Source organism: Agromyces sp. NPDC058136 (assembly GCF_042884375.1).
Lineage (GTDB): Bacteria > Actinomycetota > Actinomycetes > Actinomycetales > Microbacteriaceae > Agromyces.
Genome location: NZ_JBHVUA010000003.1, coordinates 131,525 through 144,975, shown reverse-complemented (window position 1 = coordinate 144,975; position 13,451 = coordinate 131,525). Strand labels below are relative to the sequence as shown.

Annotated in this window: 12 protein-coding genes and 2 tRNA genes; 11 read left to right on the top strand and 3 right to left on the bottom strand. The window is 67.6% G+C overall.

The window, feature by feature from the left end; genetic code table 11:
* Window positions 1-7: 7 nt before the first annotated feature.
* Entirely contained in the window at window positions 8-145 is a 138-nt protein-coding gene (gene rpmH, locus ACFVTX_RS10145) for a 50S ribosomal protein L34 (RefSeq protein ID WP_022889115.1), read from the bottom strand.
* 439 nt (window positions 146-584) lie between these two features.
* On the opposite strand from rpmH, the gene dnaA reads away from it, so the two are divergent.
* The 9 genes from dnaA (at window position 585) to ACFVTX_RS10100 (ending at window position 11,176) form a co-directional block, all read left to right on the top strand.
* Window positions 585-2,018, top strand: coding sequence for a chromosomal replication initiator protein DnaA (gene dnaA, locus ACFVTX_RS10140; protein WP_386899657.1), 1,434 nt, complete (start codon window positions 585-587; stop codon window positions 2,016-2,018).
* A gap of 670 nt (window positions 2,019-2,688) precedes the next feature.
* On the top strand, window positions 2,689-3,840 hold the full coding sequence (dnaN, locus tag ACFVTX_RS10135; protein WP_386899655.1) for a DNA polymerase III subunit beta: 1,152 nt from the start codon (window positions 2,689-2,691) through the stop codon (window positions 3,838-3,840).
* Between the two features lie 192 nt (window positions 3,841-4,032).
* Window positions 4,033-5,259 (top strand): DNA replication/repair protein RecF, encoded by a 1,227-nt coding sequence (gene recF, locus ACFVTX_RS10130; protein ID WP_386900378.1) that lies wholly within the window; start codon window positions 4,033-4,035, stop codon window positions 5,257-5,259.
* On the top strand, window positions 5,252-5,743 hold the full coding sequence (locus ACFVTX_RS10125) for a DUF721 domain-containing protein (protein WP_386899653.1): 492 nt from the start codon (window positions 5,252-5,254) through the stop codon (window positions 5,741-5,743). Before recF ends, ACFVTX_RS10125 begins: the two co-directional genes overlap by 8 nt.
* Window positions 5,744-5,866: 123 nt before the next feature.
* Complete coding sequence (gene gyrB, locus ACFVTX_RS10120) at window positions 5,867-7,894, top strand: DNA topoisomerase (ATP-hydrolyzing) subunit B (protein WP_386899651.1); 2,028 nt, start codon at window positions 5,867-5,869, stop codon at window positions 7,892-7,894.
* A gap of 64 nt (window positions 7,895-7,958) precedes the next feature.
* Window positions 7,959-10,523, top strand: coding sequence for a DNA gyrase subunit A (gene gyrA, locus ACFVTX_RS10115; protein WP_386900376.1), 2,565 nt, complete (start codon window positions 7,959-7,961; stop codon window positions 10,521-10,523).
* Complete coding sequence (locus ACFVTX_RS10110; protein WP_386899649.1) at window positions 10,516-10,920, top strand: DUF3566 domain-containing protein; 405 nt, start codon at window positions 10,516-10,518, stop codon at window positions 10,918-10,920. Before gyrA ends, ACFVTX_RS10110 begins: the two co-directional genes overlap by 8 nt.
* Window positions 10,921-10,986: 66 nt before the next feature.
* Window positions 10,987-11,060, top strand: a tRNA-Ile gene (locus ACFVTX_RS10105).
* A 43-nt stretch (window positions 11,061-11,103) separates the two neighbouring features.
* Window positions 11,104-11,176 (top strand) — tRNA-Ala (locus ACFVTX_RS10100).
* Between the two features lie 84 nt (window positions 11,177-11,260).
* Here ACFVTX_RS10100 and ACFVTX_RS10095 read toward each other — a convergent pair.
* On the bottom strand, window positions 11,261-11,908 hold the full coding sequence (locus ACFVTX_RS10095; RefSeq protein WP_386899647.1) for an IMPACT family protein: 648 nt from the start codon (window positions 11,906-11,908) through the stop codon (window positions 11,261-11,263).
* 150 nt (window positions 11,909-12,058) lie between these two features.
* On the opposite strand from ACFVTX_RS10095, the gene ACFVTX_RS10090 reads away from it, so the two are divergent.
* Complete coding sequence (locus tag ACFVTX_RS10090) at window positions 12,059-12,448, top strand: PLD nuclease N-terminal domain-containing protein (protein ID WP_386899645.1); 390 nt, start codon at window positions 12,059-12,061, stop codon at window positions 12,446-12,448.
* 66 nt (window positions 12,449-12,514) lie between these two features.
* Window positions 12,515-12,958 (top strand): NUDIX hydrolase, encoded by a 444-nt coding sequence (locus ACFVTX_RS10085; protein ID WP_386899643.1) that lies wholly within the window; start codon window positions 12,515-12,517, stop codon window positions 12,956-12,958.
* Between the two features lie 183 nt (window positions 12,959-13,141).
* Here the strand turns inward: ACFVTX_RS10085 and ACFVTX_RS10080 are convergent, their stop codons facing one another.
* Window positions 13,142-13,390 (bottom strand): hypothetical protein, encoded by a 249-nt coding sequence (locus ACFVTX_RS10080; protein ID WP_386899641.1) that lies wholly within the window; start codon window positions 13,388-13,390, stop codon window positions 13,142-13,144.
* Between the last annotated feature and the right edge of the window lie 61 nt (window positions 13,391-13,451).

Below are 13,451 nucleotides of genomic sequence, written 5' to 3'. Positions count from 1 at the left end.
CGAGGAGTTACGCGGAGAGCTCGGTGCGGCCCTTGGCGCGACGTGCCGACAGGATGGCACGGCCCGCGCGGGTGCGCATGCGAAGGCGGAAGCCGTGCTTCTTGGCACGACGACGGTTGTTCGGCTGGAACGTACGCTTGCTCATTCTTCTTCTCCGGCTGGTCGAATCTCCTCGCCGGGAAATGGCTGCGACAGGTGCTGCAGCTCGGCGGCGGGAAAACTGGGTGCCCGAAAGGGCTGGGTCAACTGATTAAAACTACGGCCTCGCGCGCGTCCGGTCAAACCGAGACGCGTGGAGTCGAGGCGCAGTGCGAACCCGACAGTATCCCGTGAACCTCGACATCACCTGTGGAACGACACGCCGCCGGCAACGAATCCTCGAATCGGCATTTGTCGGCGGGGCCTTCCTCGGATAGCGTTTGACACCAGTTATCCCCAGCTTCGTGCGCGGAATCACGGGCGAGTCCCCGAATCTCCCCACAGGCCGTGGATAACACTGTGAACACTCGCCTCGCGCCGCTTGCTTCGTCGATAGGGGATCGATGAGCGGCACACGAGACCACCGAACTTGATTGCGGGGAACGATGACAGAACAGCCCATTTCCGACACGTGGGCGACGATCCTCGATCGACTGTCAGACGACGATGCGATCACCCCGATGCTCCAGGGCTTCCTGAACCTGGTCGAACCCAAGGGCATCGCGGCCGGCACCTTCTATCTCGAGGTGCCCAACGACTTCACCGCGAGCATGCTCAATCAGCGCATGCGCGTCTCGCTGCTGTCGGCGATGAGCGCCGTCGAGGCGCCGTCGCCGGTGACCTCGTTCTACGTGGTCGTGAACCCCGAGCTCGAGGAGGCCGCGCGGCCCACCGAACCGCAGCCCGGCGGGCACGGCGCGTACGGCAACGAACTCGATCCCGTCGAGCTGCCGGCCTCGCCCCAGTCGGTGTTCGAGAACACGAGCCCCGTCTCGTCGCGCGATACCCGGCTGAACCCGAAGTACGGCTTCGAGAGCTTCGTCATCGGTCAGTCGAACCGCTTCGCGCATGCGGCGGCGGTCGCCGTGGCCGAGGCGCCGGCGAAGGCGTACAACCCGCTCTTCATCTACGGCGACTCGGGCCTCGGCAAGACCCACCTCCTCCACGCCATCGGGCACTACGCGATGAGCCTGTACCCGGGCATCCGGGTGCGCTACGTGTCGAGCGAGGAGTTCACGAACGACTTCATCAACTCGATCGCGAACAACCGCGGTTCGCTGTTCCAGCAGCGGTACCGCAACATCGACATCCTGCTCATCGACGACATCCAGTTCCTGCAGGGCAAGGCGGAGACGCAGGAGGCGTTCTTCCACACCTTCAACACGCTCCACGACCACAACAAGCAGGTCGTGATCACGAGCGATGTGCCGCCGAAGCACCTGACGGGCTTCGAAGACCGCATGCGCAGCCGCTTCGAGTGGGGCCTCATCACCGACGTGCAGGCGCCCGACCTCGAGACCCGCATCGCGATCCTCCGCAAGAAGGCGCAGTCCGAACGTCTTCAGGTGCCCGACGACATCCTCGAGTACATGGCGTCGAAGGTCTCGTCGAACATCCGCGAGCTCGAGGGCACGCTCATCCGCGTGACGGCGTTCGCGAGCCTGAACCGCACGCCCGTCGACATGCCGCTCGTGCAGACGGTGTTGAAGGACCTCATCACCGACGACTCGGACAATGTGGTGGCGCCGGTCGACATCATCACGGCGACGGCCGACTACTTCAAGCTCACCGTCGACGACCTCTACGGTTCGAGCCGTTCGCAGGCCGTGGCGACGGCCCGCCAGATCGCGATGTACCTCTGCCGCGAGCTCACGAACCTGTCGCTGCCGAAGATCGGCCAGCTGTTCGGCAACCGCGACCACACGACGGTGATGTACGCGAACAAGAAGATCTCGGAGCTCATGAAGGAGCGCCGCTCGATCTACAACCAGGTCACCGAGCTGACCGCGCGCATCAAGCAGACGACCCGCTACCGCTGAGCGGCGCCGCCCTCGGTGGTTGAGGAGCGCCCGACGAAGTCGGCCCCCGGTGGTTGAGGAGCGCCCGACGAAGTCGGACCCCGGTGGGTGAGGAGCGCCCGACGAAGTCGGACGCGTCTCGAAACCCCGCGACCCTGCCTTCGAGATCTGCTCACCCGGTTTCGAGACGCGTCGCCGCTTCGCGTCGGCACTCCTCAACCACCGAAAGAAGCCCTCCGACGCGCCCGAAATCCGCATCTGCACAGCCGCTGCAGACCGATCTCAGCACGCTTCCCACAGATGTGGAGAACCTGTGGATTGTTAACGAGTAACCGCGCCACGGCTGTTGAGGCGCGACGCCGGCCTGTGCAGAACGGTGTGCTGCGTTCGATTCGGCCGAGAGGGGTTCGCGGTCGAATCCACACACCGTGCACAGATCGGATGCCTCGCGATCGGCGTCGTTCCGCGGGTCTCCGAACACCATCCACAGTTTCCACAACGGTTAACACCGTTAAGAGAGATATGGATTAAGGGGCGAATCCACAACCTCGTCGTCGGCTCGCGTCGAACGCGGGTCGCTCGAGCGTGGAATCGGCGTCGGACGAGCGCCTGCGGCGCGGATTCTCCCGCGCCGCGAACGGCGGTGCGGCTAGCATGGGAGCCACCAAGCGACATCCACGACGGGAGAACCGTGAAGTTCCAGGTCAACCGCGACGTCTTCAGTGAGGCCGTGTCCTTCGCCGTGAAGCTGCTGCCGCAGCGCACGACGCTGCCGATCCTCTCCGGCGTCCTCATCAAGGCGACCGACGACGGACTCGTGCTGTCCTCCTTCGACTACGAGGTGTCCTCGCAGACCGAGATCCAGGCCGATGTCGAAGAGCCGGGCACCGTGCTCGTCTCCGGTCGGCTCCTCGCCGAGATCGCCGGTCGCCTGCCGAACGCTCCCGTGCGCATCGCGACCGAAGAGAGCCGCATCTCGGTGAGCTGCGGTTCGGCGAGCTTCACCCTGCTCTCCATGCCGGTCGAGGAGTACCCGTCGATCCCCGAGATCGGCGAGCAGTCTGGTCTCGTCCCCGCCGAGGAGTTCGCCTCCGCCGTCGCTCAGGTCGCCGTCGCCGCATCGCGCGACGACGTGACCCCCGTCATCACCGGTGTGCAGCTCGAGGTGCGCGAGAACAGCCTCGGCCTCGTCGCGACCGACCGCTACCGCGTCGCCGTGCGCGAGATCGACTGGGACGGCGGCAACGTCGCGGCCGGCGACGAAGCCGTCACCGCCCTGGTTCCCGCCCGCACCCTGCAGGAGGTCGGCAAGACCCTCGGCAACGCCGGCAACATCTCGGTGTCGATCACGAGCCGCGACGACCGCGAGCTCATCGCGTTCAGCGCCGACAAGAAGACCGTCACCTCGCTCCTCATCAAGGGCAACTTCCCGCCCGTACGGCGGCTCTTCCCCGACACGGTCGACAACTACGCCGTCATGAACACCGCCGACCTCATCGAGGCGACCCGTCGTGTCGCCCTCGTCCTCGAGCGCGAGGCGGCGCTGCGTTACAGCTTCACGGCCGACGGACTCACCCTCGAGGCGATCGGTTCTGAGCAGGCGCAGGCCTCCGAGTCGATCGACGCGATCCTCACGGGCGACGACACCGTGGTTTCGCTGAAGCCGCAGTTCCTTCTCGACGGCCTCGGCGCGGTGCACTCCGAGTTCGTGCGCATCTCGTTCACGAAGACCGAGAACCCGAACAAGCCGGGCCCCGTGCTCATCACGAGCCAGACCTCGCGCGAGCAGGCCGGCGCCGACAGCTACCGCTACCTGCTGCAGCCGAACCTGCTGCTGCGCTGAGCCGTCCCTCGGTGGTTGAGGAGCGGGCGACGAAGGAGCACGCGTCTCGAAACCCCGGTGGTCACCTCTGACGACCGGCCCATATGGTTTCGAGACGCGTCGCTGCTTCGCGTCGGCGCTCCTCAACCCGCGGAACTTCGTGTCAGCCGCCGCCGGTAGCGTTGTCGTGGTCGAACGAGAGGAGTGGTGCCCGTGCACGTCGCCCGCCTCTCCCTCACCGACTACCGCAACTACGAGCGGGCCGAACTCGAGCTCGGCCCGGGCGCGACGGTGCTCGTCGGTCGCAACGGCCAGGGCAAGACGAACCTCGTCGAGTCGATCGGCTACCTCGCCACACTCGGCTCGCACCGGGTCTCGAGCGACCAGGCGCTCATCCGCGCCGGCGCCGACGCGGCGATCGTGCGTGCGCTCCTCGCGCACGGCGACCGCGAACTCCTCGTCGAGCTGCAGCTCAACCGACAGGGTGCGAATCGGGCGCAGCTCAACCGCTCGCCGGTGAAGACGCGCGAGCTCCCGCGCTACGCGCACACGGTGCTGTTCGCCCCCGAAGACCTCGCGATCGTCCGCGGCGAACCCGGCGTGCGGCGTCGAATGCTCGACGAGCTGCTCGTGCAGCGCACGCCGCGCCTCGGCGGCGTCATGGCCGACTACGAGCGAGTGCTGCGGCAGCGCAACACCCTCCTGAAGAGTGCGCGGGCGCGCGGTCTCGCGGCCGACAGGCTCACGACGCTCGACATCTGGGACGAACGTCTCATCGCCCTCGGCTCCGAACTCATCGACCAGCGGGTTGCACTCGTCGCCGAACTCGCGTCGCCCGTGGCCGATGCGTACCGGGCGATCGTCGACGCCGATCACGGGCCCGAGCTGCGTGCGGTGCTCTCGATCGACGGTGCCGATGTGGACGGGGAGGGTGGTGGTTTCGAGACGCGTCCGACTTCGTCGGACGCTCCTCGACCAGCGGAGACGACGACCGCCGAGCGTTTCGCAGCCGCGCTGCGCGACTTGCGCGGCAAAGAGCTCGAGCGGGGGGTGACGCTCGTCGGCCCGCACCGCGACGACGTGCTCCTGCTCCTCAACGGGCTCCCGGCGAAGGGGTACGCGAGCCACGGCGAGTCGTGGTCGTTCGCGCTCGCATTGCGGCTCGCCTCGGCCGAGCTGCTGCGGCGCGACTCGTACACCGGCGACCCGGTGCTCGTGCTCGACGACGTGTTCGCCGAGCTCGACCGCCTGCGGCGCGAACGGCTCGCGGTTGCGATCGCCGGGTTCGAGCAGGTCCTCGTCACCGCCGCGGTGCTCGAAGACGTCCCGGCGCCGCTCGTCGCGCGGATCGTGCACATCGACTCGGGGCGCATCGTCGAGCCCGAGGCATCCGTCGAGCTCGAGGCATCCGGTGATGCAGGCGGGGCGGCCGATGTCTGAGCAGTCGGAGGCCTCCCGCGTCTACCGCCACTTCCGTGAGATCTTCGGCGGCGAACCGCGGTTGCGCAGCGGCCGCGCGTCGCGGGTGCGCACCCGCGACGACGGCGAGAACCAACCGTTCACCCCCGGGCGCGACCCGAAGGCGCTCGGCGCGACGCTCGATGGGCTGAGTGCGCAGCTCGGCTGGACGGGCCCGCTCTCGCAGCACGACGTGCTCGCCTCCTGGGCCGAGATCGTCGGCGAGGACACGGCTCGCCACTCCGAGGCGATCGCGATCGAGGGCGGTGTCCTGCAGGTCCGTTGCGAGTCGACCGCGTGGGCGACGCAGCTTCGGCTGATGCGCACGCAGCTCGTCACGGAGATCATGTCGAGGTACCCGGGCGCGGGGGTCGAGACCATCCGCTTCCAAGGGCCAGACGCCCCCACCTGGAAAAAGGGCCCCAGATCGGTTCCAGGGCGCGGTCCGCGCGATACCTACGGCTGAGAAGACCAAAACGGTCACTGAACCCGATTCGTTGCGCGAGAGCGGCCGTTCACGGCGTTGCGGCACCGCCCGTTTGATAGGATCGAGCGTCGCCAGTGCGACGGTTTGGAGCCTGATTCACCAATGACAGCGGAACCGACGAAGCCCGAGAGCGCGCCCGAATACGGTGCAGACGCGATCCAGGTTCTCGAGGGCCTCGAAGCGGTACGCAAGCGGCCCGGCATGTACATCGGCTCGACCGGGCCACGAGGCCTCCATCACCTCGTCTACGAGATCGTCGACAACTCCGTCGACGAGGCGCTCGCCGGCTTCGCCACCGACATCGACGTGACGATCCTGCCCGACGGCGCAGTCCGGGTCATCGACAACGGTCGAGGCATCCCGGTCGGCATCCACAAGACCGAGGGTCGCTCGACCGTCGAGGTCGTGCTCACCGTGCTGCACGCCGGCGGCAAGTTCGGCGGCGGCGGGTACGCGGTCTCGGGCGGCCTGCACGGCGTCGGCTCCTCGGTCGTGAACGCGCTGTCGACGCGCCTCGAGGTCGAGGTCAAGCGCGAGGGCCACGCCTGGCGTCAGGCGTTCAACATCGGTGTGCCCGAGGCGCCGCTCTCGCAGGACGAGGCGAGCGACGAGACCGGCACGACGATCACGTTCTGGCCGAGCCCCGAGATCTTCGAGACCGTCGAGTTCGAGTACGAGACGCTCCGCACCCGCTTCCAGCAGATGGCGTTCCTCAACAAGGGGCTGCGCATCACCCTGACCGACGAACGTGCGGGGCACGATGTCGTCGACCCCGACGACACCGCGGCCGCCGCAGCAGCCGACGCCGAAGGTGCCGTGAGCGGGCCCCGTACCGACACGTTCATGTACGAGCGCGGTATCACCGACTACGTCGAGTACCTCAACAAGTCGAAGCGCGCCGACCTCGTGAACGACGAGATCATCTCCTTCGAGGCGGAGGACACCGAGCGGCGGATCTCGCTCGAGGTCGCGATGCAGTGGACGACGGCGTACAACGAGTCGGTGCACACCTACGCGAACACCATCAACACGCACGAGGGCGGCACCCACGAAGAGGGCTTCCGTGCCGCGCTGACGACACTCGTCAACCGCTACGCGCGCGAGAAGAACATCATCAAGGAGAAGGACGACAACCTCTCCGGCGACGATGTGCGCGAGGGGCTCACCGCCGTCATCTCGGTGAAGCTCGGCGAACCGCAGTTCGAGGGCCAGACCAAGACGAAGCTCGGCAACACCGAGGCGAAGTCGTTCGTGCAGAAGGTCACGGGCGAGCAGCTCGGCGACTGGTTCGAGCGCAACCCGACGCAGGCCCGCGAGATCATCCGCAAGGCGATCCAGGCGGCGACCGCCCGCATCGCGGCGCGCAAGGCGCGAGAGGCGACCCGTCGCAAGGGGCTCCTCGAGTCGGGCGGCATGCCGGGCAAGCTGAAGGACTGCTCCTCGAAGGATCCGTCGGTCTCCGAGATCTTCATCGTCGAGGGCGACTCGGCCGGCGGCTCCGCCGTGCAGGGTCGCAACCCCGAGACGCAGGCGATCCTGCCGCTGCGCGGCAAGATCCTCAACGTCGAGAAGGCCCGACTCGACCGTGCCCTCGCGAACAACGAGGTGCAGGCGATGATCACGGCGTTCGGCGCCGGCATCGGCGAGGACTTCAACACCGAGAAGGCCAGGTACCACAAGATCGTGCTCATGGCCGACGCCGACGTCGACGGCCAGCACATCACGACGCTGCTGCTCACGCTGCTGTTCCGCTACATGCGGCCGCTCATCGAGCTCGGCTACGTGTACCTCGCCCAGCCGCCGCTGTACCGCCTGAAGTGGACCAACTCCGACCACGAGTACGTCTACTCCGACAAGGAGCGCGACGCGCTGCTCGCCGCCGGCCTCGCCGCCGGCAAGCGGATCCCGAAGGACAACGGCGTGCAGCGCTACAAGGGTCTCGGCGAGATGAACCACCAGGAGCTGTGGGAGACCACGATGAACCCCGAGACCCGCACGCTGCTGCAGGTCACCATGGACGACGCGGCCGCCGCCGACGAGATCTTCTCGACCCTGATGGGCGAAGACGTCGAGAGCCGCCGCAACTTCATCCAGAAGAACGCGAAGGACGTGCGTTTCCTTGACATCTGATGTGATCGAGCCCGGCGCGAACGCCGAGAACGCGGCGAACGGCGCCGACGAGAACGGCCCCGGCATCCACGGCAAGATCGACCAGGTCGACCTGCAGCTCGAGATGCAGCGCTCGTACCTCGACTACGCGATGAGCGTGATCGTGGGTCGTGCCCTGCCCGAGGTGCGCGACGGCCTGAAGCCGGTGCACCGTCGCGTGATCTACGCGATGTACGACGGCGGCTACCGCCCCGACAAGGCGTTCTCGAAGTGCGCCCGTGTCGTCGGCGACGTCATGGGTCAGTTCCACCCGCACGGCGACACGGCGATCTACGACGCGCTCGTACGTCTCGTGCAGCCGTGGAGCCTCCGCTACCCGCTCGCGCTCGGCCAGGGCAACTTCGGTTCGCCGGGCAACGACGGCGCGGCCGCCCCTCGATACACCGAGACGAAGATGGCTCCGCTCGCGCTCGAGATGGTGCGCGACATCGACGAGGAGACCGTCGACTTCCAGGACAACTACGACGGTCGCACGCAGGAGCCGGCGATCCTGCCGGCGCGCTTCCCGAACCTGCTCGTCAACGGCTCGGTCGGCATCGCGGTCGGCATGGCGACGAACATCCCGCCGCACAACCTCCGCGAGGTCGCCTCGGGCGCCCAGTGGTACCTCGAGAACCCCGAGGCATCCCGTGAAGAACTGCAGGAGGCCCTCCTGCAGCGCATCAAGGGCCCCGACTTCCCGACCGGCGCGCAGATCCTGGGCGTCAAGGGCATCACCGACGCGTACCGCACGGGCCGCGGCTCGATCACGATGCGCGCCGTCGTGAGTGTCGAAGAGCTGCAGGGTCGCACCTGCCTCGTCGTCACCGAACTGCCGTACCAGGTGAACCCCGACAACCTCGCGATCAAGATCGCCGACCTCGTGAAGGACGGCAAGATCGGCGGCATCGCCGACATCCGCGACGAGACCTCGGGCCGCACCGGTCAGCGCCTCGTGATCGTGCTGAAGCGCGACGCGGTCGCGAAGGTCGTGCTGAACAACCTGTACAAGCACACGCAGCTGCAGGAGAACTTCGGCGCGAACATGCTCGCGATCGTCGACGGCGTGCCCCGCACGCTCTCGATCGACGGCTTCATCGCGCACTGGGTCGACCACCAGATCGACGTCATCGTGCGGCGCACGCAGTACCGTCTCCGCAAGGCGGAGGAGCGCATGCACATCCTGCGCGGCTACCTCAAGGCGCTCGACGCGCTCGACGAGGTCATCGCGCTCATCCGCGCCTCGGCGACGGTCGACGACGCACGCGCGGGCCTGAAGGACCTGCTCGACATCGACGACCTCCAGTCCGACGCGATCCTCGCGATGCAGCTGCGTCGTCTCGCCGCCCTCGAGCGCCAGAAGATCATGGACGAGGCGGAGGCGCTCGAAGCCGAGATCACGGACTTCAAGGACATCCTCGCCCGGCCCGAGCGCCAGCGCACGATCGTCTCGGAGGAGCTCGCCGAGATCGTCGACAAGTACGGCGACGATCGTCGCACCCACATCATGCCCGGCTTCGACGGCGACATGTCGGTCGAGGACCTCATCCCCGAAGAGGAGATGGTGGTCACCGTCACGCGCGGCGGCTACGTGAAGCGCACGCGCAGCGACAACTACCGCTCGCAGCACCGCGGCGGCAAGGGCGTGAAGGGCGCGCAGCTGCGCGCCGACGACGTGGTCGAGCACTTCTTCGTCACGACGACCCACCACTGGCTGCTGTTCTTCACGAACATGGGCCGGGTGTACCGGGCGAAGGCGTACGAGATCCAGGAGGCCGGCCGCGACGCGAAGGGCCAGCACGTCGCGAACCTGCTCGAGATGCAGCCCGACGAGGAGATCGCCGAGATCCTCGACATCCGCGACTACGAGGTCGCGAAGTACCTCGTGCTCGCGACCCGCGACGGCCTCGTGAAGAAGACCGCGCTCGACGAGTACGACACCAACCGCTCGCGCGGCGTGATCGCGATCAAGCTCCGCGAGGGCGACGAGCTCGTCTCGGCGATGCTCGCCGACGAGCACGACGAGATCCTGCTCGTGTCGAAGAAGGGCATGTCGCTGCGCTTCGAGGCGACCGACGAGGCGCTGCGTCCCATGGGCCGTTCGACCTCGGGTGTGAAGGGCATGAGCTTCCGCTCGGGCGACGCGCTCCTCGAGGCCTCGGTCGTGCCCGGTTCGGGTGTCGCCGGTGAGATCGCTGAGAATGAGCAGGATGCCGCGGCCGACGTCGAGGGCGCGCAGTACGTGTTCGTCGTCACCGAGGGCGGCTACGCGAAGCGCACCTCGGTCGACCAATACCGCCTGCAGAACCGCGGCGGTCTGGGCATCAAGGTGGCCAAGCTGAGCGAGGATCGCGGCGACCTCGCGGGCGCACTCATCGTCGGATCCGACGACGAGGTGCTGGTGGTTCTTGCCAGCGGCAAGGTGGTACGCTCCGATGTCGCCGAGGTTCCTGCCAAGGGCAGGGATACGATGGGCGTCGTCTTCGCGAAGTTCGCCGAGGACGACCGCATCATCGCCATCGCGAAGAATTCCGAACGGAATCTCGTGGAGGAGGCCGCCGAGTCCGAGGCGGCCGAGCCCGCGGGAGAGGGAGTAATCGTCAATGAGTAGCGTCGCCGAGAAGCTGGCCCGCAAGTCGAGCAAGCGCGCCCCGGCCAAGCAGGTGCGCCTGCGGCTCGTCTACGTCGACTTCTGGTCGGCGGTGAAGCTGTCGTTCCTCGTGGCCGTCTGCCTCGCCGTCGTCTCGGTCGTGGCCACCTTCCTCATCTGGACGGTGCTCAACTCGACCGGCGTGTTCTCGAAGCTCAACGAGCTCGTGCGCGACGTCGCCGGCACCGGCGGAGACCTGTCGTCGATCCTCTCGCTCGGCAACGTCATGGGCTTCGCGATCGTCGCAGCCCTCCTCAACCTGGTCGTGACGACCGCGCTCGGCGCGATCGTGGCGGTGCTCTACAACCTCAGCGTGAAGATCACCGGCGGCATCCTGGTCGGTTTCACCAACAACTAGGCGCCGAGTTCGGCTCGATTGGGAGAATCCTGAAGTCTCAGGTAGTCTTCTTCTCGGCCGAAATTCGGGGATATAGCTCAGGCGGTTAGAGCGCTTCGCTGATAACGAAGAGGTCCGAGGTTCAAGTCCTCGTATCCCCACTCTGAAAATTCCACAACACATCGGGTGCCCGCCACCCGGCTCGGGGCCTTAGCTCAGTTGGTAGAGCGCCTGCTTTGCAAGCAGGATGTCAGGAGTTCGAATCTCCTAGGCTCCACAACCCAGAACCCTCAGCTTCGGCTGGGGGTTCTTTCGTTTCCCGAGGTGCGGCCTTGCCCGAGCACGGGGTGCCCGATGCCCGTCACGCCGGAACGTCGACGATCCGCTCGATGCCGGTCAGGGGCACGACGCCGCCGCCGGAGGCAGCGGCGAGGTCCGCGGTGAGGGAGTGGAGCTCGGCCGCCGGCACCCACATCTCGAGGGTCGCCACCGCGCCGTAGTGCGGGTCGCCGAGGGTGGCGCCGTGGTGGATCGCCCAGTCGCGGAGGAGGTGGTCGAATCGGCCCGCCTCGGCGTGCGGCACCTCGATCGTCGCCTGGGTGAGCGCCACCCGCCGAACGAGCGCGGCGCGGTCGAGCGCCTCGGACGTCGCCGAGGAGTACGCGCGCACGAGTCCGCCGGCCCCGAGCTTCACACCGCCGAAGTATCGGGTGACGACGGCGACGACGTCGGTGAGCTCGCGACGGCGCAGCACCTCGAGCATCGGAACGCCGGCGGTGCCCGATGGCTCGCCGTCGTCGGAGGAGCGGGCCTGGTCGCCGAGCAGTCCGGTGACCATCGCGCTGCAGTGGTGTCGGGCGTCCCAGTGCCGCTTGCGGGCGTCGGCGATGACCGACTCGGCGTCCGGCACAGAGGCGACCGGCTCGACACGGGCGATGAATCGCGACTTCTTGATGACGAGCTCATGCTCCACGGCCGCCGCGATCGTGGCGGGGTAGGCGCGGGTCATGCTCGCAACGATACCGATCGGCCTCGGCGCGCAGGGATCATGAAAGCTCGTGCTCCCCGGAGATTCCTCTCCCGCCGGGTGGCCTGATTCCGATACTGTGGGCTCATCCCGGTGATCTCACCGCGGAGTCGCCTTTCAGGGGGAGCGGCAATGGCTTTCGATACCAACTTCTGGGATGTCTTCAGCGGTCTGTTCGGTTTCTTCGTCTTCATCGCATATCTGGTGGCGCTCTTCTCGGTGATCGCCGATCTCTTCCGCGACACGACGCTCGCGGGGTGGGCGAAGGCGGTCTGGCTGCTCTTCCTCATCTTCGTGCCGTTCATCACGGTGCTCGTCTACCTCATCGCGCGCGGCCATGGCTTCGCGCAGCGCGAGAACGCGCGACGCGGCGTCTACCACGAGTACGTCGACGACCACGGCGACGTCTCCGACTACAACCCGAACGACGAGGTCGCGCGGGCGCAGGGACTCGGCGGCGACCCGACGATCAGCGGTGCACAGTACGACGCGGTGCAGCGCGACTCGATGCGCGAGGGCTGAGCTTCACCGCACGCCGTGCGCCCATCCCGTGCCCGTCGCGACGGCGTGCGCGGGTAGGGTGACGGAATGGACATCCGCATCGCCGCGTATGGCGTCATCATCCGTGACGAGCAGATCCTCCTCGCCCACTGGAACGAACACGGCCGCTCCGGCTGGACGCTGCCGGGCGGCGGGATCGAGGGCAGCGAGCACCCGATCGAGGCGGCCCGCCGCGAGATCGCGGAGGAGACCGGCTACCAGGCATCCGTCGATCGTCTGCTCGGCATCGACACGATGGTGATCCCGGCGGCGAAGCGCCGCACCGGGAGCGAGCCGCTCTATGCGATGCGCGTGATCTACCGGGCGAGCGTCATCGGCGGCGAACTGCGCGACGAGGTCGGGGGCTCGAGCGACGAGGCGCGCTGGGTGCCGCTCGACGAGGTGTCGAGCCTGCACCGCGTGAGCCTGCTCGACATCGGCCTGCGCCTGAACGCGGCCGAGCCTGCCGACGGGGTGCCCCCGAAGGCGTAGGCGGCGCGAGCCCGCACCCGCGCACCCGCCCCCGACGTCGGCGTTGCGACCGCGAGGGCGGTCGAACCGTCGGCGACGAGGGCGGGGGCGGGGGAGACGCAGGGCCGCGCGAACGGCGTCGCCGCGAAGGCGACGACGCCGTTCGGTGCTGGGGTGGTCGTGATGGCGTTCATGCGATCACGCTCAGAGGCTGGACCCGAAGAGGGCGACCTGCTGCAGGTCGCCGGCACGGACCCGGTGCGCGAGTGCGGTGTTCTGCTGGCGCAGCATCACGTTCTCGTGCGAGAGGCGCTCGCTCTGCTTGCGGCTCCACGCGATGAGGGCGAGGCCGGCGCGCAGTGCGACGCGTTCGTGCAGTCGGCGTGCCTGGGCACGCATGGCGATGGTCTGACCGGAGGTGGACTGACCGAGGGCGAGAGAACTGGTGTTCACTGTGTTTCCTTCATTGGAGGGTGCACCGTTCGGTGCGGGCGTCGCCGGCGGGCGCCGACGA

Coding starts and splice junctions, on each gene's coding strand:
- ACFVTX_RS10085 (WP_386899643.1), top strand. CDS start 12,515: ATGGACATCCGCATCGCCGCGTATGGCGTCATCATCCGTGACGAGCAG.
- ACFVTX_RS10095 (WP_386899647.1), bottom strand. CDS start 11,908: ATGACCCGCGCCTACCCCGCCACGATCGCGGCGGCCGTGGAGCATGAG.
- gyrB (WP_386899651.1), top strand. CDS start 5,867: ATGACAGCGGAACCGACGAAGCCCGAGAGCGCGCCCGAATACGGTGCA.
- ACFVTX_RS10125 (WP_386899653.1), top strand. CDS start 5,252: ATGTCTGAGCAGTCGGAGGCCTCCCGCGTCTACCGCCACTTCCGTGAG.
- dnaA (WP_386899657.1), top strand. CDS start 585: ATGACAGAACAGCCCATTTCCGACACGTGGGCGACGATCCTCGATCGA.
- ACFVTX_RS10110 (WP_386899649.1), top strand. CDS start 10,516: ATGAGTAGCGTCGCCGAGAAGCTGGCCCGCAAGTCGAGCAAGCGCGCC.
- rpmH (WP_022889115.1), bottom strand. CDS start 145: ATGAGCAAGCGTACGTTCCAGCCGAACAACCGTCGTCGTGCCAAGAAG.
- ACFVTX_RS10090 (WP_386899645.1), top strand. CDS start 12,059: ATGGCTTTCGATACCAACTTCTGGGATGTCTTCAGCGGTCTGTTCGGT.